We start from the raw sequence: 21295 nt of genomic DNA, 5'->3' as shown, positions 1-21295 counted from the left end.
CGTCGATGGCGCGGGAGGCGTCGCTGCGGCCTGTTATATTGTATCAATCCGGTGGGATGAAACCCCGGTCGGAACGGACCCCGCGGCCCGCAGCCCATCGCAGAGCGCCGTGAGCGTGCCGCGAAAGCCCGCCGGCCCTGCCAGCAGGCGCTCCATGAGCAGCGCCCCTTCGAGGGCGGCGATCACCATGCGGGCCGTGGGTCCAGGCTCGACGGACGCGCGGACACAGCCGGCTGCGATCCCCTCGGCGAGCACGCCCTCGAGCCAGGCGATGTGTTTCTCGAAGAAGCCGACGATGTCGGCGCGCAGGGAGGCCGGCAAGGCTTCCCCCTCGATGGCCAGGACGGCGCAGAGACAGCCGAGGCCCGCCTCGACGCCGCCGAGGTAGAGCGCGCCGTAGGCGGCGATTCGACCGATCGCGTCCGGCTCGTCGGCGCGAATCCCGGCCAGGGCGGCGTCGTAGCGGGCGTCGTAGGCGGCCACCAGGGCATGGGCGAGATCGGACTTGGTGGCGAAGTGGTGATGGATGCTCGCCTTCCGGATCCCAACCGTCTCGGCCAGGTCGGCATAGCTGAAGCCGGCATAGCCCCGGCGCCGCACCAGGGTCTCGGCCTGTAGCAACAGCGCGGCGCGGGTATCCCTCATCGTCCCATGGTCTCCTTCTGGGCGGCCGCCCGCATCGGTCGGTGCCCGCACGCGGGTCCGTGATCGCCTGGCACCCGGCCTTCCGCGTTATGCCGTTGACGCCGGGGGAAATCTACCGACTAATTGGTAGAACAACAAAACGGAGGACGATCATGCGGGCGAATGCCGGCCGCTCACGCTGGAGCACGACGCGGCGCGGCGCCCTGTTCGGCGGCCTGTGCCTGTGCTGCCTGCCGACCCTTGGACGGTCGGCCGAGGGCTTCGACCTGCAGGAAGTCAGTCCCGGCATCTTCATCCGGCGCGGTCCAGACGCGGAGGCGACTCCCGAGAACCACGATGCCATCGCCAATATCGGCTTCATCGTCGGCGACCGGTCCGTGCTCGTCACCGAATCCGGTGGCAGCCTCGCCGACGGAGCCTGGCTGCGCGCGGAGATCCGCAAGCGTACGGACAAGCTGATCAGCCACGTGGTGCTGACCCACGTCCACCCCGACCATTGCTTCGGGGCGGCGGCCTTCGCCGAGGACAAGCCGGTCTATGTGGGGCACCATGCCCTGCGCGCCGCCCTGGATGCCCGGGGCGACTATTATCGCGGGCGCCTCGCGGAGATCCTGGGTGCCGACCGGGCCGGCAGCGTGGTCTATCCCACCCTGGAGGTGGCGGACGGTGCCGAGGTGGATCTCGGCGGGCGCATCCTGCGCTTCACCGCCCACGGCGCCGCGCATACGACCTGCGACCTCTCCATGCGCGATTCGGCGAGCGGCGTCCTGTTTCCCGCAGACCTCCTGTTCGTGACCCGCATCCCCTCCCTCGACGGCAGCCTCGTGGGCTGGCTCAAGGAGGCGGACCGTCTGCGCGCGATGGGCGCGACCCAGGCCGTTCCCGGGCACGGCCCGAGACTGGTCGATCTCGCGCCTGCCCTCGACGACCTCACCCGCTACCTCACGACCCTCCGGGACGAGACCCGGAAGGCCATCGCGGCGGATGTGCCGATCGAGAAGGCGGTGCAGACGGTCGGTCAGTCCGAGCGCGACCGGTGGGTCCTGTTCGACACCTATAACGGCCGCAACGTCACCCAGGCCTTCAAGGAACTGGAGTGGGAGTGAGCCGGCAACTTGAGCCGGGCATCGCCCACGCCACATGATGATGCACAGATCCGACATCGATCGTTGACCAGGAGAAACGCCGTGACGCGCTCAGCCAAACCCGTCCTCGTCCGCTCCGTCCTCGCGGCGCTGACCCTCGCCCTGCCCCTGGCCACCGCCGGCTCGGTGCTGCGCCCGATCATGGCTCACGCCGCCGGCGCGAGCGACGACGAGGCCGAGCGCCTCGCGCGCTGGAAGGAGATCCAGAAGTCGATCTTCGGGGATCGTCAGATCGCAGCCACCGACAGCCTCGTGAAGGTCGACGCCCCGGTGCGGGCGATGGACGCCGCCCTGGTGCCCATCACCCTGACGATGCCCGAGAAGGACCGGATCGCCGGGGTCCACCTCGTCATCGACGACAACCCCTCGCCCTACGCCGCCCACATCGCCTTCGGCCCGGGAGCGGATGCCGGGGAGATCAAGCTCCGGGTGCGGGTGAACAACTACACCAACATCCACGCGGTGGTGGAGACCAAGGACGGACAGCTCTTCGAGACGACGAAGTTCGTGAAAGCCTCCGGCGGATGCTCGGCGCCCATGGGGATGAGCGACGAGGAGGCGATGAAGGGGATGGGCGACATGAAGCTGAAATTCGCGGAGGCCCAGCCCGGGCGCCCCGTGGAGGCGACGCTGATGATCCGTCACCCGAACTTCAGCGGCATGCAGATGAACCAGATCACCCGCGACTACACGCCGGCCCGCTACATCAACAAAGTCGCGATCACCCGCGGCGACCAGACCATCCTGACCCTCGACGGCGACATCTCCATCGCCTCGAACCCGGTGATCAATTTCGGCCTGCAGCCGGAGGGCCGGGGGCCGATCAAGGTCGTGGCCACGGACAATCAGAATGGCCGCTGGGAGCACAGCTTCGCGGCGCCGAGCGCCACGAACTGAGCGGGTCCGCCATGATGCAGCCGCTCGTCCGGCTCGCGGTCGCGGGAACCGCCATGCTCGTCCTGGCGGCGGCCAGCCCGGCGGATTCCCCTTTGAACGTGCCGGAGCCGGACGGGATCTGGACCGGGCCGCAACGGGGCTACACCCCCGCCACCCTGTCGGGTGCCACGGTCATCGACATCGACGCCCTCGATGCCCTGATCGCCCGCGACAAGCCGGTCCTGCTCGACGTGTCCCTGGCCGACCGGCGCCCGGCGGGTTTCCCGGACGACCGGCCCTGGCTGCCCGCCCATCGCTCGATCCCCGGTGCGGTCTGGATGGCCAGTGCCGGCGCCGCGCCCCTCGATCCGGCGCGCGAAGCCCTGTTCCTGCGGCGCGTCGCGGCGCTGACCGACGGCGACAAGGGCCGGGCCATCGTCGCCTTCTGCCATCCGGAGTGCTGGGGCAGCTGGAATGCGGCGAAGCGGCTGGTGCTCCAGGGCTATACCCGCGTGCACTGGTTCCCCGAGGGCATCGAGGGGTGGCAGGAGCGCCATCCGACCACGGTCGTGCCACAGGATGCCGCCTGGAATGCCCCGGCCGGGGGTGAGGTCCAGCGCTAGATCAAGGACCCGGGCGCGAGCCTCCGGGCCAGACGGGCCGGCCGCGGCTGAAAACCTGTCGCGCGGAAGATCTGCCGGATGGTGGCAGCGCAAAACGAACCCCTTGATCGGGCACGATGTTTTCGAGTTCTCCGGCAACGCTTAAATTATCTGCACCCCTCCGCCGACATACCAGCGCCCGCGCAGTTGACAGCGGTTCCGTTGTGGCGGAATAAAGGCACCCACAGGCGCCCGCAAGTCTAGGGAGGAAACGCCCGGAGAGAGCACGGAGCAGCGACGCCATCGCTGCTATCGACGCCCCCGGGCAAGACTTGGGACGCACGGACCTTCGCCGGGATGACCTGTGTCCGGCGACATGATATCTGGTATACCACTTACAGAAGAAGCGTATCGGACGCCCGGCGACAATGCCGGGAGACCGTTACTTCGGCCCGCGCGCGCGCGGGCGAGGCCGTGTATAGAGACCCCACCAGCAGACGGTCCGCCGCGTTCCGGCGATCCGCACCAGCCGGGTGGAGTCCCATGTCGCAAGCCGTTCAGTCCCGCCGCATCCGCGCGATCGACCTGGCCAAGCGCAAGGCCGAGGGGCGCAAGATCATCGCGCTGACCGCCTACCATGCCCACACCGCCGGCATCCTCGATCCGTACTGCGACTTCATCCTCGTGGGCGATTCCCTCGGCATGCTGATGCACGGCATGGAATCGACCCTGCCCGTCACCCTGGAGATGATGATCGTCCAGGCGCAGGCGGTGATCCGCGGGACTTCGCGGGCCCTCGTGGTCGTGGACATGCCGTTCGGCTCCTACGAGGCGAGTCCGCAGCAGGCCTTTCTCAACGCCGCCCGCGTGCTCAAGGAGACGGGCGCAGGGGCGATCAAGATGGAGGGCGGGGCACGCTTCGCCGAGACCGTGGCCTTCCTGGTGGAGCGTGGGGTCCCGGTGATGGGCCATATCGGCCTGACGCCCCAGTCGGTGAACACCATGGGGGGCTTCAAGGTGCAGGGTCGCGAGGCCGACGGCGAGCGCCGCCTGATGGCCGATGCCCGCGCCATCAACGACGCGGGCGCCTTCGCCATTGTGATGGAAGGCATCGTCGAGCCGGTGGCCCGGGCCATCGCCACCTCCCCCGACATCACCACGCCCACGATCGGCATCGGCGCCACCATGGCCTGCGACGGGCAGATCCTCGTTCTCGAGGACATGCTGGGCCTCAGCGACCGCGTACCGAAATTCGTGAAGCGCTTCGGCACCCTGCGGGGCCAGATCGAGGCCGCCGTCAAGGACTACGCGGACGAGGTCCGCTCCGGCACCTTCCCGGCCGAGGAGCACACGTATCAGCCGCTGTGAGCCGGTCGCCGCGGGCTGATCCCGCGGGACCGGCCCCTCCCGGCTACCAGCGATAGCCGATGCTGCCGAGCACCCGGCGGCGCTCGCCGTAGTAGCAGGCCGTGACGGTGCTGCAGCTGTTGACGATCCGCTCGTCCGAGACGTTCGAGACGTTGAGGGCGAAGCGCCAGCCTTCCCAATCGTAGTGGGCGACGAGGTCGCCGACGACGTAGCCCGGCACGCGGAATTCGTTGGCCTGGTCCGCGAAGGAGCGTCCGACGCCGCGTACGCCACCGCCGAAACCGAAGCCCCGCAGGACGCCGCTCTGGAAGGTGTAGTCCATGAACAGCGAGCCGTACTGCTCGGGAGTGTTGGTCGGCGTCCGGCCCAGGAGCGCGCTGTTGAGGTCGCGGGTCACCGAGAGGTCGTAGGCCGTGTAGGAAGCGATGGCCCGCAGGCCGGGGGCGAGATTGGCCACCATCTCGATTTCGGCGCCGCGCGAGTTCACCGCGCCGGTCTGCACCACCTGCTGGATGTTGAGCGGATTGGTGGTCACGACGTTCGAGCGGGTCAGGTCGAACAGGGCGGCGGCGAAGTAGCCGTCGAAGCCCGGGGGCTTGTACTTCAGGCCGACCTCGGTCTGCTCGCTCCGCTCGGGCAGCAGGAGCTGGCCGGTCACGCCGTTGAGGCCGACGGTCGGGTTGAAGCCCTGCGCATAGGAGACGTAGGGGGCGAGCCCGGATTCGTCGTTGTAGATCAGGGCGACGCGGCCGCTGAAGGCGCTGGTGTCGCGGCTGGTGCTGGCGCCGATGCGATTGTCGTTGTCGGTGGCCACCCAATCGTGCCGGCCGCTGAGCACCAGGGAGAAGTTCCCGAAGGTGATCTCGTCCTGCAGGTAGGCCGCGAACTGGTTCTGGGTGATCAGTGCGTTCTGGTAGGGCGCGCCCAGGTTGAGTGGTGTGTTGGGGTAGATCGGCCGAATCAGGTTCAGCGAAGGGCCGAAGCCGAAGGATTGGTAATCGTCGATCTGGTAGCGGCGATACTCGAAGCCGGCGAGCACCGTGTGCCCGAAATCTCCCGTGCGGAACGGGATGACCAGCTGGTTGTCGATGTCGCTCTGCACCGCGGCGCCGCGGGTGAAGAAGTCGAACCGGCTGAGGTCGCCCGCCGCCGGCGTCGTGGCGTAGCCGCCGCCGTACCGGTTGAAGAGATTGACGGTGACGGTGCCGTGGCGCGCGTTCTGGCGGAACTTGATGTCGTTGTCGAAGCGGTGCTCGAACTCGTAGCCGATCATGTCCTGGGACCGGGTCAGTCGGTCGGTCGCCGGATCGCCGGTGAAGCGGCTCGTCTTGATGAAGCCGAAGGGCGCCGGCGTCACCGTGCCCTCGTAGGGCAGGAAGTTCTGGGTGCCGGCGCGGTCGCGCTGCACCTGGGCGAGGACGGTGAGCGAAGTGTCGGCGTCGGGCTTCCAGGTGATCGAGGGCGCGAAGAAGAACCGGTCGTTGTTGACGTAGTCGACCTGCGTGCCGCCGGCCCGGCCGAGGCCGACGAGGCGGTAGAACAGCTTGCCCTCGGTGCCCGGCGCGTCCACCGGACCGCCGATGTCGAAGCCCGCATAGGCATTGCCGTAATTGTCGACCCCGGTCTCCACGTAGCGGATCGGCACGATCGGGGGTCGCTTGCTCACGGCGTTGATGATGCCGCCGGGGCTGGCGCCGCCGTAGAGGCCGGAATTCGGCCCGCGCAGGATCTCAAGCCGCTCGAGGCCGAAGGGCTCCAGCTTCCAGGTGGCGAAGGCCGAGGTGAACAGTTGCAGGCCGTCGAGGAAGTAGCCGGATTCCTGGGCCGTGAAGCCGCGGATCAGGAACCAGTCGTTGCGCGGGTCGGCGCCGAAGGTCTCGCCGCGGACACCCGGCGCATAGCGCGTCGCCTCGGCGAGCGAGGCCGGCTTCTGGTCGTCGATCTGCTGACGTCCCACCACGGAGATCGCCTGAGGCGTCCGGATGATCGCGGTGTCGGTCTTGGTGCTGGAGACGGAACGGGTCGCGACATAGCCGGCGACGGGTCCACGCGGATCCTCCGCCGCGGCGATCGCCGTCCCCCCGCGACGGTCGCCGACGACCTCCAGGGTATCCAGGGTCACGCTCGACGCGCTCGGCGGGCTGGATTGCTGCGCAGTTGCCGGAGTAACCGCACTCGCAACCAGAGCAGCCACCGAACTGGCTAGGGCCATCCCTAAGTTGAATCCTGCGCCCTTCGGTTGTGCTGATGGAATCACAAAGAAAAGCGGCACGGTTTGACCTATGACCAAATGTATTGTGGCCAATTGAAACAAAAATTTCGGGCGGTCAACGAGCGGGTCAGGGGATAAAACCAATCAACTACGCGACGTGATCGCAAGGCAACATTTTAGAACTAATACAATTACATTCTTGGCGCCGGGTCGCTGGCGCGGTGCTGCCCACGGATCGGCGAGAGGGAGACAACGCTGGCGAGCGGTTCCGGCGCAGGGGCGCAGCCAAGGGCTCAGCCAGGGCGCAGCCAAGGGCTCAGCCAGGGCGCAGCCGGAACGAGAACGGCCCCGCCGTGGGGGCGGGGCCGTCTGGGTTGTCATCGAACCGGATCGTGGCGGGGCCGCGCCGGGGCGGCCGCCCGCCCCGCGGTCTGCCTTATTCGCAGACGCGGACGCGGCGGATGTGCTCGTAGCCGTAGGCGTCGACGTAGCCGCGGCGTTCCATGTGGCAGACCTCTTCCTCGACGTAGACCGGGCGCGGGGCCCGGTAGACCGGGCGGCCGGGGTAGTAGCCGCCGTCGTTCTGCGACGAGGCGATGGCGCCGCCGACGGCGAGGCCGCCGAGCACGCCGAGAGCGGCCGCGCCGCCCGGGCTGATGCCATCGCGCGCCTGGGCGCTCGGGATCGCCGCGACGGCGACCGTGGTGGCCACGAGGGCCGCGACCAGCGAGTTCTTCATAGCTCCGTTCCTTTGATCCCGAAGAGCCTGTGCAAATCCAGAAGCGTCACTGTGGGAGGGAATCACCGAACGGTTGATGAACGGTAACGAACCCCGCCTTCCAGCGAATCACATCCGTGCGAATCCTCACGCGCCGCGGAAATTACGCAGGATTGTGCCGCTTCCGTGGCTGGCTCCCGCCTCCGAGGGTCAGATCGTTCCGGTGGGCTCGTCCACCAGGGCGAGGAGGGTCCGGCGCAGCCAGCGATGGGCGGGATCGTCGTCGTAGGAGGCGTGCCAGAGCATCGAGATCGCGACATCCTCCAGGGCGACCGGGGCCGGACTCACGGTGAGACCCAGCGCACCCGCGAAGAAGGTCGCGAGCCGGGCATGCATCGTGGTCAGCACGGGTGCACTGCGCACCAGGAAGGGTACGGCGAGGAATCGCGGCGTCGTCACCGCGAGCGTGCGCCGGCGCCCGAGCCGCGCCAGGGCATCGTCGACCACCCCGTGAGCGGTCTCCTTGAGGCTGGTGAGCACGTGGGGAAAGCGGAGGTAGTCGTCGAGCGAGATCGGCGGCGCCAGGCCGACGAGCTCGGCATTGAACATGCAGAGATAGCTGTCGCGGTAGAGCAGGCGCTGCTTGTGGTGGGTCTGCCCTTCCGAGAAGAAGCCGATGCCGAGGTCGACCCGGTCCGCATCGAGCTCCTGCAGGATGCGGATGCGGTCGATGGAGCGCAGCAGCAGGCTGATGCCCGGCGCCTCCCTCCGCAAGTGGGCGAGGAGGCGGGGGCCGATCAGCACCTCCGCGCTGTCGGGCAGGCCGATGGTGAAGGTGCGGGTCACCGTACGCGGATCGAACTCGGCGTCGCGGCGCACCAGCGCCTGGACCTGCCGCAGCAGGGTCCGCACCGGCTCGGCCAGGGCCAGGGCTCGGGGCGTCGGACGCATGCCCTCGGGCGCGCGCGTCAGGAGCTCGTCGGAGAACAAGGTGCGCAGGCGCGCCAGGCTGCTGCTCATCGCCGACTGGCCGATGCCGATGCGGGCGGCGGCCCGGGTGACGCTGCGCTCGGCCAGGAGCGCGTCGAGGGCGACCAGGAGGTTGAGGTCGACCCGGGACAGATCGATGTGATCGATGGTCATGATCGGTTCGTTCCGCTCGATCTCCGCAGCAGCGCTCAGCCTCTTCGCCCCGGACGGGCGGGTGCGCAAGGCCTCCGCGGGTTGATCCCGACGGAATGCCCCCCGAAGGCAGCCCGGCGGCGCGCGCGATCCGACCTCCCCCTGACAGTTTTCCCGATGCCTCGGGATTGATCCGTCACGGGCGCGTTTTTCGGCTGGGCCTCGCCCGTGCGGGGCGCCACAATGCCGCTCCCGAAACGACCCGAGAATCCCCATGCGCCGTACCCTGCCGATCGCCCTGATGGCCCTGATGGTCGGAACTGCCCTCCCCGCGATCGCGCTGGAAGGACCGATCCCGGCCAAGCCCGGCGAGACGGCCCCCGCCACCGCCGCCTCGGGCAAGCCCCGCGTCGTCATCGTCGCCACGGGCGGCACCATCGCGGGAGCCGGCGCAGATGCCGCCAACAGCGCCACCTACCAGGCCGCCAAGGTGCCGGTGGACAAGCTCATCGCCGCCGTGCCGGCCATCGCCGGGGTGGCGGAGGTGCGCGGCGAGCAGGCCTTCCAGATCGCCTCGGAGAGCTTCACCAACGCCCAGCTCATCGAGCTCGCCAAGAAGGTCTCGGCCCTGGTCAAGCGCGACGACGTCGACGGCGTCGTCATCACCCACGGCACCGACACCGTGGAGGAGACGGCCTTCTTCCTCGACCTCGTGGTGAAGACCGACAAGCCCATCGTGATGGTGGCCTCGATGCGTCCCTCGACCGCGATCTCGGCGGACGGCGCTCTCAACCTCCTCGACGCCGTCACCGTGGCGGGCGCCAAGGATGCGCGTGCGAAGGGCGTGCTCCTGACCATGAACGACGAGATTCAGGCCGGGCGCGACACCACCAAGCGCGTCAACATCAAGCCCTCGGCCTTCTTCAGCCAGTGGGGACCGCTCGGCATGGTCGTGGAGGGCAAGACCTACTGGTTCCGCGCGCCGGTGAAGCGTCACGGCACCACCTCCGAGTTCAACATCGACGGCATCGACAGCCTGCCCGAGGTCGCCATCGTGTACGGCTCGGGCAACATGCACCCCGAGGCCTACACCAGCGCGGTGGCGGGCGGCGCCAAGGCGATCATCCACGCGGGCACCGGCAACGGCTCGGTGGCGGGCTACCTCGTCGACACGCTGAAGGACATCCGGTCCAAGGGCGTGCAGATCATCCGCTCCTCCCGCGTCGGCGACGGCTTCGTCCTGCGCAACGCCGAGCAGCCCGACGACAAGTACGATTGGGTGGTCGCCCACGATCTCAACCCCCAGAAGGCCAAGATCCTCGCCGCCGTCGCCCTGACGAAGACGCAGGACGCCAAGGAGCTGCAGCGGATCTTCTGGGAATACTGAGCGCCGCGGGTCGAAGGCGGACGCCTCGGGACGTGTCCGCCATCGACCCCGCCACGCTGCGGGCGCGTGTCACGGTTGTCCTCGGTGCCGGAGCTTCAGCGGCGGGGCCCGTTCCGCCGCGCGTCGGCGGGCTCGACCCGACGCGCCCGTCTCGGCCTCCCGGACCCGTCGAACCGCTTCTTCGAGACCGGTTGAGACACACCGACGCCGACCGGCAGAGATCCACCCGTCCCAGACCTCGGCCGAGGCACCGGGCCGGCACCGTCGGTCGCACGGCACGGCGCCCTCAGGTCAGCAGGTAGCGCTTCGGCACCAGGGGCGGCGGCGCGGTCTCGCCGAGGGCGTCGAGGACGATGCCGTCGACGGTGTGCAGCAGCGCGTCGAGGGGCAGGTCGTTCGGCGCGAGGCCGAAGGGCTCCTCGAGCTCGTCGCCCAGGGCATCGAGGCCGAAGAAGGTGTAGGCGACCAGGGCCGTCGCCACCGGCGTCGCCCAGCCGAGGGAGGCCGCGAGGCCGAAGGGCAGCAGGAGGCAGTAGATCCATGCGGTGCGGTAGAGAAGCAGGGTGTAGGCGAAGGGCAGCGGCGTGTTCTGGATGCGCTCGCAGACCACCTGGACCTGGGCCAGGGCGGCGATCTTGTGCTCCAGGGCGGCCAACAGCACGTCGGTGAGGACGCCCCGGCGATAGGCGTTGGCGAGATCGGCGGTGAGCCCGGCCAGCACCGCATCCGCCGCGGTCGGATGCCGGGCCAGCGGCGCGACCTCCGCCTCCGGAAGCCAGGGCGCGGCCGCCGTGTGCGGATCGCCGCCGCGAAGCTGCGCATGCAGGGCGTGGGCGAAGGCCGAGAGCCGTCGCAGGGTGCGGGCCCGCAGGGGCTCGACGGACTCCCCCGGCAGGAGGGCGGTCACGAGCCGCGCGACCCCCCGGGTCTCGACCACGAGGCTGCCCCAGGCGCGGCGGCCTTCCCACCAGCGGTCGTAGCAGGCGCTGTTGCGGAAGCTCAGGAAGATCGACAGGGCGATGCCGATCAGGGTGAAGGGCCCGACGCCGGCCGTGATCGGGAACGCCTCGGGCCAGCGCCGCTCCACCGCCACCACGACCACCGCCACGAGGGTGATGCCCACGACCTTGAGGGCGACCTGCGGCAGGATCGAGCCGCGCAGGGTGAACAGGATGTCGAGGAGGCTCGGGCGCGAACGGACGATCATTCCACCGTCTTCTCAGGCCGCGGCGCGTCCCGCAACCGCCGCCATCTCAGCCGGGCACGGCCCGCGTGGCGGACGGGCGGATCAGAGCGACCAGCCGCCATCGACCGAGATCGCGGCGCCTGTGACGAAGGCGCCGAGGTCGGCGCTCATCCAGAGGACCGCCTCGGCGATCTCCTCGGGCCGGCCCAGGCGGCCGACCGGCTCCAGGTCGATCGCCTTCTGGATGTCGCCCCCGGTGAAGCGGTCCATCATCGGCGTCGCGATGTTGCCCGGCAGGACGGCGTTCACCCGGATGTTGGCGGTGGCGTAGTCGAGGGCGGCCGACTTGGTGAGGCCGATGACGGCATGCTTCGAGGCCGCGTAGCTGGCGCCCCCCGCGACGCCCCGGATACCGGCACCCGACGCGGTGTTCACGATCACGCCACCGCCCTGGCGCAGCATCTGCGCGATCTCGTGCTTCATGCAGACGAAGGTGCCGCGCAGGTTGATGTCGAGGATGCGGTCCCAGTCCGCCAGGGCGATCTCCGCCACCGGTGCCGCGACGTTCTCGATGCCGGCATTGTTGAAGGCGATGTCGAGCCGGCCGAAGGTCGCCACCGTCTCGGCGATCGCCGCCTCCACCTGCTCGGGCCGCGCGATGTCGCAGGCGAGGACCAGTCCCTCGCCGCCGGCCGCCCGAACCGCCTCCGCGGTCGGCTGCAGCGCGTCCGCGGTCCGATCGAGGATGGCGACCCGGGCGCCTTCCCGGGCGAAGGCGACGGCCGTGGCCTGCCCGATGCCGCTGGCGGCTCCGGTGACGAGGGCGACACGGCCGGTGAATCGATCGGGACGGGACATGGCGGGACCTCGCGAGTTCGGAGAGCGCGGCACCCCGGATGGGTGAGGGGCCGATGACGGCGTCGCCATCGGCCCCGCGACCCGGAGCGTCCGCCTCGATGTAGGCGGCGAGACCCGGAGGCGTGAGCCGGCAGCGCCTCACCGGAGCGATGAACACCGCTCATCGTGGCGGGCGGACGCGACGGGGCCTAGAAGCCGAGGGGGCGCATCTCGCGGATGAGGGCCGTGAGCAGGCGCAGGCCCGTCGGCAGCTGGCGGCGTCCCGGATAATAGAGGTGGAAGGCGGCGCCGGCCGGGGACCAGTCGCCGAGGACGCACCGGAGCGCGCCCTCCCGGATCAGCGGCGTCACGCAGGGCTCGGGCAGGTAGGCGAGGCCCGCTCCGGCCCGGGCGAGGGCGACCGCGAGGCCGGTCTGGTCGAGCGTCAGCGCCCCCGGCACATCGACGGCGATGGCCTCGCCCTGCCGCTCGAACTCCCAATGGTAGATCCGGTCGTCGCCGAGCCGGACGCGCAGGCCGCGATGGGCGAGAAGGTCGTGGGGATGCGCCGGGACCCCGAAGCGGTCCAGGTAAACGGGCGCGCCCACCACGACCCAGCGGATGTCGGCGGAAAGGCGCTGGGCGACCATATCCTCCGGGACCGTGTCGCCGTAGCGGATCCCCGCATCGGCGCCCGCGTCGACCACGTCGAGCAGGCTGTTCGCCACGCGCACATCGATCGCGATGTCCGGGTAGCGGGCGAGGAAGACGGGAAGGACCGGTGCGAGAAGGAGTTCGCTCGCATGCTCCGGAACGTTGAGGCGCACATGCCCGGCCGGCGCGCCGCGATGGCGGTTCAGCGCCTCGACGGCCTGCCCGATCGCCAGGAAAGGCCCGTCGAGCGACGCGAAGAACTCCTCGCCGGCGGCGGTGAGGGTGACGCTCCGGTTGGTTCGGTTGAGAAGCCGGACGCCGAGCTGCGTCTCCAGGCCCTTGAGGGCATGGCTCAGGGCCGAGGCGCTGACGCCGAGTTCCAGGCCCGCACGCCGGAAGCTGCGATGCTTCGCGATCGCCAGGAAGGCCCCGAGGGCCGGCAGACTGGGACGAGGGGGCGGCACGGAACGGTTGTGCCGGCGCGCAGACGCCGACGCAAGGACCATGAGCGCGCCTCATTCTCACGCGGCACTGGGAGCCGGGGCGACAATGCGCTTGGCCTCAGGCCGCCGAGGCGATCGCCGTGGAGGCGCGGCGGACCTTGCCGGCGCCTTCGAGGAAGGCGTGGGCGTCCTCCTTGCGCTCGAAGACGTGGGGGGCGAGGCCGCGGCGGTTGAGGGCCTCCTCCATCTTGAGGCGCAGGAAGGCGCTGGTCGCGTAGCGGGTGGTGGTGAGATAGTAGTTCGCCTGCAGGTATTGGATCATGTGCGCATAATCGTCGTACAGGTTCTCGTTGATGCGGAACCCGTCATGGTTGACGACCGTGTTGACCCGCTGGCCGGCCTTTTTGCAGGCGCCCACCAGCACCATGCGCAGATCATCGAGGTCGCTCTTGGCACGGGCGTGCCAGCCCTCCAGGTTCACGAACAGGATGTTGCGCTCGGTGTCGTAGCTCACCCGCTCGGCGAGGTTGAGGTTCAACAGGTCGGCCAGCAGTTCCATCGGCTCGTCGCGGAACAGGCGGGCATCCATCGGCATCGGCTGCTTGATGATCGGCCGGAAGCCCATATGGGGCAGGATGTCCCGCTCGATCTCGATGCCGGGCGCGACCTCGATGAGTTCCAGCCCCTCGTCGGTGAGCTGGAAGACGCAACGCTCGGTGACGTAGATCACCGGCTGGGCGCGCATCTGCGCATAGTGCCCGCTGAAGGTGATCTGCTCCACCTGCGGCAGGAATTTCTGCGAGCGGCCTTCCGTGACGATGCGGAGCTTGCCGTCCTCGATCACGGTCTCCAGCCCGCCCACCGTGAAGGTGCCGGCGAAGACCACGGAGCGGGCGTTCTGGCTGATGTTGATGAAGCCGCCGCAGCCGTTGAGGCGGCCACCGAACATGCTGGTGTTGACGTTGCCGTGCTGGTCGCACTCGGCGAGGCCGAGGCAGGTCATGTCGAGGCCGCCGCCATCGTAGAAGTCGAACATCTGGTTCTGATCGATGACGCAGTCGGCGTTCGTCGCCGCGCCGAAGCTCGACCCGGAGGCCAGGACGCCGCCCACCGCACCGGCCTCGGTGGTCAGGGTGATGTAGGGGGTGACCTTCTCCTCGTTGGCCACCGCCGAGATGCCCTCGGGGGCGCCGACGCCGAGATTGACGACGCCGTTGGGCGGCAGCTCGAAGGCCGCGCGCCGGGCGATGACCTTGCGGGCGTCGAGGGGCATCTTCTTCATGCCGCTCACGGGCACGCGGATCTGGCCGGCCAGCGCCGCATCGTGCTGCACGCCGTAGTTCATGCGGTGCATCTCGGGCTCGGCCAGGACGACGCAATCCACCAGGATGCCGGGGACGCGGACGTCCTTGGGCAGCAGGAAGCCGTCATCGACGATGCGCTCGACCTGAGCGATGACGATGCCGCCGTTGTTGCGCGCGGCCATGGCCTGGGCGAGGCAGTCCAGGGTCAGCGCCTCCTTCTCGAAGGAGATGTTGCCCGACGGGTCGGCCGAGGTGCCGCGGATGAAGGCGACGTCGATCTTGGTGGCCGTGTAGAACAGCCACTCCTCGCCATCGACCTCGACCAGCTTGACGATCTCGTCCTGGGTTACGGTGTTGACCCGGGCGCCGCCGTGGCGCGGATCGACGTAGGTGTGCAGGCCCACCTTGGAGAACAGTCCCGGCTGGCCGGCGGCGCAGGCCCGGTAGAGCTGCGAGATCACGCCCTGGGGCAGGTTGTAGCCGAGGATCTTGTTCGCCTGCGCGGCCTTGGCGACCTTCGGCATGCGGCCGAAATTGGCGGCGATGACGCGCTTCAGCAGGCCCTCGTGGTGCAGGCGCCCGGTACCGAGGCCTTTGCTGTCGCCCGCCCCCGCCGTCATGATCAGGGTGAGGTCGCGGGGCGCGCCGGTGTCGACGAAGCGCTTCTCCAGGGCGGCATGCAGCGCTTCCGGGATGCAGCTCTGGACGAACCCCGTCGTGGTGACCACGTCGTTGTGCCGGATCAGCGCGATCGCCTCGCCAGCCGTGATGACCTTGTTTTTCTTCATGAACCGGGCCGTCCTCCACACCCCAGGCCGGCGACGGGCGACAGGTCAGGACCTGCAGCAGGACGCGCACGGGGAAGTCTTATTCTGGCGCGCGAGCGTAAAGATCCCCAGGAAGCTTCGCAAGGGCGCTTCAACTGTCGTTGCAGCGCAATTTGATCTTGGTGCAATGCAAATTTTTCAATCGAGCATCAAACTGAACTGAAAGCGAGGCTGCAAAAGATTTCACGTTCCTGCGGCCCGACCGCACCAAGACGGAACGATGCCTCCGATACGGCCAAGATTATTCAAAATACTCTTGGGGTGCGCCTCCTTCGCGGGCCCTCTCAGGCCAGCAGGTAGGTCAGCAGCGCCCGCAACGCGGCCGGGCGCACCGGCTTATGGACGAGTTGCGCCCCGTGCCCGGCGACCTGCGCCTCGATCTCGGGGGAGTGGTTGGCGGTGGTGACGATCACCGGCAAGCGCGATCCGGTGCGGGCCTGGAGATGGGTCGCCACGTCGAGGCCGCAGGCACCGTTGTCGAGATGGTAGTCGAGGATGAGCAGGTCCGGCAGGCGCATCCCCGCCGCCAGCGACGCCTCCACTCCGGCCAGGTCGCGATGGACGCGGACCTCGGCGTCCCAGGTGCGCAGGAGGCGCTCCAGGGCATCGGCGGTGGGCGGATCGTTCTCCACCACGAGCACCCGCGCGCCGGTGAGCCGGGTCGTCACGGGGCTGACCGGAACCGCGCGCTCCGGCGGCGTCAGGCTCACGGGGACGGTCAGGGCCATGCGGGTGCCGTGCCCGACCCGGGAAGCGAGATCGAGGGGATGATCGAGGGCCTGGGCCATGCGGCGCACGATCGAGAGGCCGAGGCCGAGGCCCGGCTCGCCCCCCTCCCCCTCGACGCCGCCCCGGAAGAATTCCTCGAAGACGAGGCTCTGCTCCGCCGGTGCGATGCCGCAGCCGGTGTCGAGCACCTCGATGCGGCAGGCCTCCCCGCGGCGGCGGATCGCCACCAGCACGCCGCCCCGTCGGGTGTAGCGGATGGCGTTCGAGACGAGATTCTGCAGGATGCGCTGGAGCAGCATCGGGTCGCTCGCCACCGCGAGGTGGGGCCCGCGCACGGTGAGGCGCAGTCCCTTGCGCTCGGCGAAGGGCCGGAAGCTCGCGGCGATGCCGGCGAGAAGCTCGCCGAGGGCCACCGGCTTGATCGCCGGGCGCACCACGCCGGCATCGAGCTTCGAGATGTCGAGGAGGGTCTTGATCAGGTCCTCGATGATCTGGAGCCCGCGCTCGATCTGTCCCGAGATCGCCGCGGCCTCCGGACCGAGGCCGAGGTCGGCCAGGGCCGAGGCCGAGAGCCGGGCCGCGTTCAGCGGCTGCAGCAGGTCGTGACTCGCGGCGGCGAGGAAGCGGGTCTTCGAGCGGTTGGCGTTCTCGGCCTCCTCCTTGGCCGCCACCAGGGCCGCGTTGGAGCGCTCCAGGCGGTGCATCAGCCCGGTCAGTTCCTCGGTGCGGGTGCGGACGCGCCCCTCCAGCATGGTGGCGGTCTGGAACAGGGAGTAGGCCCCGCCCTGCTGGTCCATGCTGCGCTCGACATGGGCCATCAGGGCCGCGTTGATGCGCTCGAGCTTGGCGATGCGCCGCAGGTTCGCGTCCTCCCCCGGGGCGGGGCACGCGGTCTCGGGCGGCAGCCGGATCATGGCTCGACCGCGCCCGGCGCGCCACGCCCGATGGCGATGCCCGTGAAGGTCTGGTTGAGGTGCATCGACCGGTACTGCTCGCCGTAGGTGTCGAAGCCGACGATGGCGTAGCGCCGGTAGAGGTCGACGATACCGTGCCGCACCTGCCGGCTCTCGGCATCGAGGCGGCGCAGCACGCACTCGAAGCCGATGACGAGATCGATGCCCCCCAGCGCCGCGTCGAGGCGGGCGAGTTCGGCCGCCGTGGCCGCCACGATGTCGCGCGGGCGCGCCAGGGTGAGCACCACGCCCTCGTCGAGGGCGCAGAAGAAGCTGAGCGAGCCGTCCGCGTTCATGCGCCGGATCGATCGGCAGAAATATTCGCCCCCGACCTTCACGGCGAGTGGATAGGCGGCAAAGCTCATCGGCGACAAGCGCTCGGGATCGAGCCCCACCGCCATGGCGTATTCGCGCGCCGCCGGCTCGGCATTGAGCTCGTGGACGGTACGCTGCTCGTCGTCGGAGGCGGTGACCACGAACTTGGTCCCGGTCGGCTCGAAATTGTCGCTCTTGAAGATCTGGATCGGGAAATCGGACTCCACGAGGAGCAGCACGGCGGCGCGCCGATGGATGCGGCCGTCATGGAGCAGCACCGTCTCGCGGAAGGTGAGGTCGTCGCCCGCCGAGCCACCCACGAGGGGGATGCCGTCCAGGGCCCAGGCGATGGCCGAGACCACCGTCTCCTCGGCGTTGGTGAGCCCGTCGATCAGCGAGAGGGCGAAGCAGCCGCCGGAGGCCGGATCCGCGCCGGCGCCGTCGAGGCTTCGGCGCAGGGCCCGCACGCTGGAGGCGGTCCGCTCCACGTCGAGGTGATCGATGGCGTCCAGGAGCGTGGAGACGATGCGAAAGCCCGCCTTCGGGAAGGCGATGGCGACGAGGCCGCGATCGAGGCCGCCGGCCGGCGAGATGCCGCCCGACATGGTGCAGCCCGCGATGCCCGCCCCCGGAAAGCGCGCGCAGAGCGCGCGATTCAGGGTCTCGACGTCGTAGTCGGCCGAGAAGAACACCACGATCTGGGCGACGGGATGCGGGCCGATGGCGGCGCCGATCTCGGCGACGGCCCCGTCGGCCGCGGCGGCGTCCGTCCAGGCCGTCGTGATGCCGCACAGATGCGTGCGCACCTGCGTCCCCTCTGCCACGTTCCATCCCCCCGCTTGCGCGACGCGTGCCGGACTTGACGCCCGGTTCTCCGCGGTGACACGAGTATGTCGGGCGGCCGGTTCCCGCGCAATGCGGCACCGAACAGCTCCGGAACAGGGGCGCACGCACCGGGTGGAACGGGCATGCACCTCCTCATCGTCGACGATCACCCGCTCTTCCGCGACGCCCTCGCCAGCGCCGTGGGTCTCGCCTACCCGGATGCGACGCGGCACGAGGCCGACGGCATCGCCAGCGCCTGCGCCGTACTGGCAGCGCACCCCGCCATCGAAATCATTCTCTTGGACCTATCGATGCAGGGCGTGACGGGCTTTGAAGGCCTGCTGGCGATCCGGGCGCAGGCGCCGCGGGTCCCGATCCTCGTCGTCTCCGGCCTCGAGGATCCGCGCATCATCCGGGAGGCGCTGGATCACGGCGCTGCCGGCTTCGTGCCCAAGGCGGTCGACAAGGCGACGCTGACGCGGGCCATTGCCGACGTCCTGGCCGGCGGCCTCTCGGTCCCGGCGAATCTGCCGAACGCGACGCTGCCCGCGTCATCCGCCCGCAAGGCGCCGATCGCCGAGCGGGTCGCGAGCCTCACGCCGCAGCAGGTGCGGGTGCTGGCGATGATCCGCCAGGGCAAGCTCAACAAGCAGATCGCGCACGAACTCCAGGTCGGGGATTCCACCGTGAAGGCGCATGTCTCCGAGATCCTGCGCAAGCTCGACGTCATCAGCCGCACGCAGATCGTGATCGAGACGGCGCTCCTCGACTTCGACCGGATCCTGGCGTCGCCGGAGGGCTGACCGGTCCGGCGCGAGCCCGCGGGCGGCGGGCCCGTTCAGGCCGTGGGCACCTTGGAACCGCCGTAATGACCATCGACGCGCTCGCCGAAGGCCGGGTCGGTGAAGGGATCCTCGCCGGGGCCGTGGCTTGGCGCGCCCGCGAGGGTGTCCTGGTCGATGTCCACGATGTAGCCGCCGAGATCGACGCTGTAGGTCAGCGCCCGCCAGGGCACGGGATGATAGCTCTCGCCGAGCCCGAGGAAGCCGCCGAACGAGATGACGGCGTAGGCAACCTGGCCGGAAACCTTGTCGACCATGAAGTTGTAGACGGTCCCGATATGCTCGCCCGCGCGGCTGTAGGCGGCGGTGCCCTCGACCTTGTTCGAGGCGATCAGGCGCCGGGTCTCGTCGATCGCGACACCCTCGGCCGAGGGATCGAGTTCCATCGAGCCGGTCGGGCGGATGCTGCGCTCGTTCGGGAGGTCCGTCGGCATGCGCATTCCTCTTGCAGAGTGGCGTCTCGGGGCGAGGGCGCCGGATGCGGCGCTCGACCGGACAAGCCGCCACCCGCGCGGGGGTTCCGGACTCAGGGCCGCTCGTCCACCGGCACGCCGGTCTCCTCGGCCACCTCGATCTGGCGCACGGCCACCCGCTGGCGCATCCCGCGGCTCGCCAGCAGCATCTCGAACCCGAAGACCATCAGGGCGCTCAAGGTGCAGAGGATGGCGAGGCCGAACAGCACGAACAGGATGTCCGCGACGGTGGCGTCCCGGAGGGCTCCGACGAACAGCGTCAGAACGGCTCCGCAGGTGGCAACTCCGCCCAGAGCTCCGAGGATCACGGCGGCATCGAGGGCGAGGGAGCGCCGGCGCAGGGCGTTCATGCGTCGCGCGAGGCGGACCTGCTCGAGACCCGAGGCGCCGTCGATCGCTTGCGAGATGCGCTCCGCCTGATCGGCCACCCGAGCGAGGCGCGTGCCGAAGACGTTGAGGAGCGTCGCGATGCCCGACAGCAGGAAGACGGGCGTCAGGGCGATCTGGATGATGTGGGCCGTGCTGTCGAGGGACGCGGCGACGGAGTTGTCGAACATGAAGGGGTGATCGCGACCGGGACGGAACCCTGGCGCAACGTTCGAGGACGCGGCCGGTTCGGGGGCGTCCGTCAGATCAGACCGGCATCCGCGCGGCCGTCGGGACCCGCCTGGGCCTCGATGGAGACCAGCGTGCCGAGGCCGATGATGAGCGCGACGGCGGCGCCGAGCGAGAGCGTGAAGGCCAGGAGGATCATGCTCCCGGTTTCGTCGATCGCCCTTAAGGTTCGGTGATCCCCCGGCCGCCGCCCCGTCCCGAAATCGGCCGAAGTGGCCCCGCAACGGGTCCCGACACCGAAGTTTCCGTCGTGCGCTCCCGTTCGTCCGGTGAAATCTTCATCGTGGCGGGAAATTGTTGATCGTGGCGGGAAATTCTTGCGCCCGGGCCGGCGCCCCTGGGCAGTCGGCCCGGCTCAGGCCGGCTTCGCGTCGTCGTACGTCGCCCGAGCCGTGTCCGCGATGGGGGTCCGTGCCGGAGGGCGCACCGGCGCGGCGCCGCCGGAATTCCCTTAAAGCACTGCAGAGCCATGACTTTCCGCGGACAGCCCCCGACCGCCGTGACCAGGGCTCGCTTCGACTTCAGGCCAAAGTACAGGGCGACGCCGCTGAAGTTCTCATCCCAGTCGCGGCGATCTCACCTCGGCAGGGAGCGGCCTCGACCGGATCTGAGCCGCCGCGCCTGTGGATGACGGGCGCGCCGAGGGCGGTTTTCCCTTGGAACGCTCGCGGCACCGCTTAGTTGTTGCAGCTATGCGCTGCGAGGCCACCGGCCGTGGGCGTACCGGCGCTCACCGTCGACATCCGGAGGAACACCCCATGGCAAAGAGCACCACCAAGACCGCCGAGAAGGCCGCCCCCAAGGCTGCCCCGAAGGACGCCGAGAAGCCTGCCGCCAAGGGCAAGAAGGTCGCCGCGCCGAAGGGTGATGGCGCCAAGCCGAACGCCCTGCAGCAGCCGCTGAAGCCCTCCTCCGAGCTCGCCGCCGTCGTCGGCGACGCCGCCCTGCCGCGCGGCGAGGTGGTCAGCAAGGTCTGGGAATACATCAAGAAGCACAACCTCCAGAATCCCGAGAACAAGCGCGAGATCCTGGCCGACGACAAGCTGAAGAAGGTCTTCGGCAAGGACAAGTGCACCATGTTCGAGATGAACAAGCACTTGGCCGCGCACCTCAAGTCGGCCTGAGCCCAGAGGTCTGAACGCACCATCCCGGATCGGCGTCGGGGAGGGGGTGCCCCCTCCCCTGGCCGACCGGCCTTCATGGCCCGAAGGCGACCG

20 protein-coding genes are annotated in these 21295 nt (G+C 69.4%); 7 read left to right on the top strand and 13 right to left on the bottom strand.

Translation table 11 applies throughout. From position 1 onward, the window contains the following. Positions 1-33: 33 nt before the first annotated feature. Entirely contained in the window at positions 34-645 is a 612-nt protein-coding gene (locus ASF58_RS03140) for a TetR/AcrR family transcriptional regulator (RefSeq protein ID WP_055947123.1), read from the bottom strand. 152 nt (positions 646-797) lie between these two features. On the opposite strand from ASF58_RS03140, the gene ASF58_RS03135 reads away from it, so the two are divergent. The 4 genes from ASF58_RS03135 to panB all read left to right on the top strand — a co-directional run bounded on the left by ASF58_RS03135 (position 798) and on the right by panB (position 4636). Continuing rightward, entirely contained in the window at positions 798-1751 is a 954-nt protein-coding gene (locus ASF58_RS03135; RefSeq protein WP_055947121.1) for a quinoprotein relay system zinc metallohydrolase 2, read from the top strand. A gap of 180 nt (positions 1752-1931) precedes the next feature. Then, positions 1932-2687: a quinoprotein dehydrogenase-associated SoxYZ-like carrier gene (locus ASF58_RS03130; RefSeq protein ID WP_055948740.1), complete on the top strand. Its 756-nt coding sequence runs from the start codon at positions 1932-1934 to the stop codon at positions 2685-2687. A gap of 14 nt (positions 2688-2701) precedes the next feature. Further along, positions 2702-3289 carry a rhodanese-like domain-containing protein gene (locus tag ASF58_RS03125; protein WP_055948737.1) on the top strand — a complete coding sequence of 196 codons (588 nt, stop codon included), beginning with the start codon at positions 2702-2704 and terminating at the stop codon, positions 3287-3289. Positions 3290-3811: 522 nt separating this feature from the next. Then, positions 3812-4636: a 3-methyl-2-oxobutanoate hydroxymethyltransferase gene (gene panB / locus ASF58_RS03120; RefSeq protein WP_055947120.1), complete on the top strand. Its 825-nt coding sequence runs from the start codon at positions 3812-3814 to the stop codon at positions 4634-4636. 43 nt (positions 4637-4679) lie between these two features. On the opposite strand, the gene ASF58_RS03115 is transcribed toward panB, so the two are convergent. The 3 genes from ASF58_RS03115 to ASF58_RS03105 all read right to left on the bottom strand — a co-directional run bounded on the left by ASF58_RS03115 (position 4680) and on the right by ASF58_RS03105 (position 8709). Then, on the bottom strand, positions 4680-6758 hold the full coding sequence (locus ASF58_RS03115; RefSeq protein ID WP_055947118.1) for a TonB-dependent siderophore receptor: 2079 nt from the start codon (positions 6756-6758) through the stop codon (positions 4680-4682). Positions 6759-7284: 526 nt separating this feature from the next. Further along, a complete protein-coding gene (locus tag ASF58_RS03110) occupies positions 7285-7587 on the bottom strand; it encodes a hypothetical protein (RefSeq protein ID WP_055947116.1) in 303 nt (100 codons plus the stop codon). 189 nt (positions 7588-7776) lie between these two features. Further along, positions 7777-8709 (bottom strand): LysR family transcriptional regulator, encoded by a 933-nt coding sequence (locus ASF58_RS03105; protein WP_055947115.1) that lies wholly within the window; start codon positions 8707-8709, stop codon positions 7777-7779. Positions 8710-8962: 253 nt separating this feature from the next. Here ASF58_RS03105 and ASF58_RS03100 point away from each other — a divergent pair, with 253 nt between their 5' ends. Next, positions 8963-10075, top strand: a complete 1113-nt coding sequence (locus ASF58_RS03100) for an asparaginase (protein WP_082512798.1) — start codon at positions 8963-8965, stop codon at positions 10073-10075. A gap of 286 nt (positions 10076-10361) precedes the next feature. On the opposite strand, the gene ASF58_RS03095 is transcribed toward ASF58_RS03100, so the two are convergent. From ASF58_RS03095 to ASF58_RS03070, 6 genes are all read right to left on the bottom strand, one after another. Further along, complete coding sequence (locus ASF58_RS03095) at positions 10362-11282, bottom strand: bestrophin family protein (RefSeq protein ID WP_055947112.1); 921 nt, start codon at positions 11280-11282, stop codon at positions 10362-10364. A gap of 81 nt (positions 11283-11363) precedes the next feature. Beyond that, on the bottom strand, positions 11364-12119 hold the full coding sequence (locus ASF58_RS03090; RefSeq protein ID WP_055947110.1) for a glucose 1-dehydrogenase: 756 nt from the start codon (positions 12117-12119) through the stop codon (positions 11364-11366). A gap of 188 nt (positions 12120-12307) precedes the next feature. After that, positions 12308-13258 carry a LysR family transcriptional regulator gene (locus tag ASF58_RS03085; RefSeq protein ID WP_082512797.1) on the bottom strand — a complete coding sequence of 317 codons (951 nt, stop codon included), beginning with the start codon at positions 13256-13258 and terminating at the stop codon, positions 12308-12310. A 55-nt stretch (positions 13259-13313) separates the two neighbouring features. Further along, a complete protein-coding gene (locus tag ASF58_RS03080; protein ID WP_055947109.1) occupies positions 13314-15287 on the bottom strand; it encodes a CoA-transferase in 1974 nt (657 codons plus the stop codon). A gap of 323 nt (positions 15288-15610) precedes the next feature. Next, positions 15611-16969: an ATP-binding protein gene (locus ASF58_RS03075; RefSeq protein WP_055947107.1), complete on the bottom strand. Its 1359-nt coding sequence runs from the start codon at positions 16967-16969 to the stop codon at positions 15611-15613. Next, positions 16966-18147, bottom strand: coding sequence for an FIST N-terminal domain-containing protein (locus tag ASF58_RS03070; RefSeq protein ID WP_055947104.1), 1182 nt, complete (start codon positions 18145-18147; stop codon positions 16966-16968). The genes ASF58_RS03075 and ASF58_RS03070 overlap by 4 nt, the downstream gene beginning before the upstream one ends. 144 nt (positions 18148-18291) lie before the next feature. Between ASF58_RS03070 and ASF58_RS03065 the strand changes: the two genes are divergently transcribed. Continuing rightward, on the top strand, positions 18292-18951 hold the full coding sequence (locus tag ASF58_RS03065) for a response regulator transcription factor (protein ID WP_082512796.1): 660 nt from the start codon (positions 18292-18294) through the stop codon (positions 18949-18951). A 35-nt stretch (positions 18952-18986) separates the two neighbouring features. On the opposite strand, the gene ASF58_RS03060 is transcribed toward ASF58_RS03065, so the two are convergent. The 3 genes from ASF58_RS03060 to ASF58_RS27415 form a co-directional block, all read right to left on the bottom strand. After that, the gene (locus ASF58_RS03060; protein ID WP_055948728.1) at positions 18987-19424 is read right to left on the bottom strand and encodes a PRC-barrel domain-containing protein; all 438 of its coding nucleotides are present in this window, start codon (positions 19422-19424) and stop codon (positions 18987-18989) included. Between the two features lie 92 nt (positions 19425-19516). Next, positions 19517-20020, bottom strand: coding sequence for a DUF2721 domain-containing protein (locus ASF58_RS03055; protein ID WP_055947100.1), 504 nt, complete (start codon positions 20018-20020; stop codon positions 19517-19519). Positions 20021-20091: 71 nt separating this feature from the next. Then, a complete protein-coding gene (locus ASF58_RS27415) occupies positions 20092-20217 on the bottom strand; it encodes a hypothetical protein (protein WP_280137520.1) in 126 nt (41 codons plus the stop codon). Between the two features lie 619 nt (positions 20218-20836). Here ASF58_RS27415 and ASF58_RS03050 point away from each other — a divergent pair. Beyond that, positions 20837-21202: an SWIB/MDM2 domain-containing protein gene (locus ASF58_RS03050; protein ID WP_055947098.1), complete on the top strand. Its 366-nt coding sequence runs from the start codon at positions 20837-20839 to the stop codon at positions 21200-21202. Positions 21203-21295 lie beyond the last annotated feature (93 nt).

The organism is Methylobacterium sp. Leaf125 (assembly GCF_001423085.1).
Taxonomy (GTDB): domain Bacteria; phylum Pseudomonadota; class Alphaproteobacteria; order Rhizobiales; family Beijerinckiaceae; genus Methylobacterium.
This window is presented reverse-complemented; position numbering and strand designations above follow the sequence as displayed.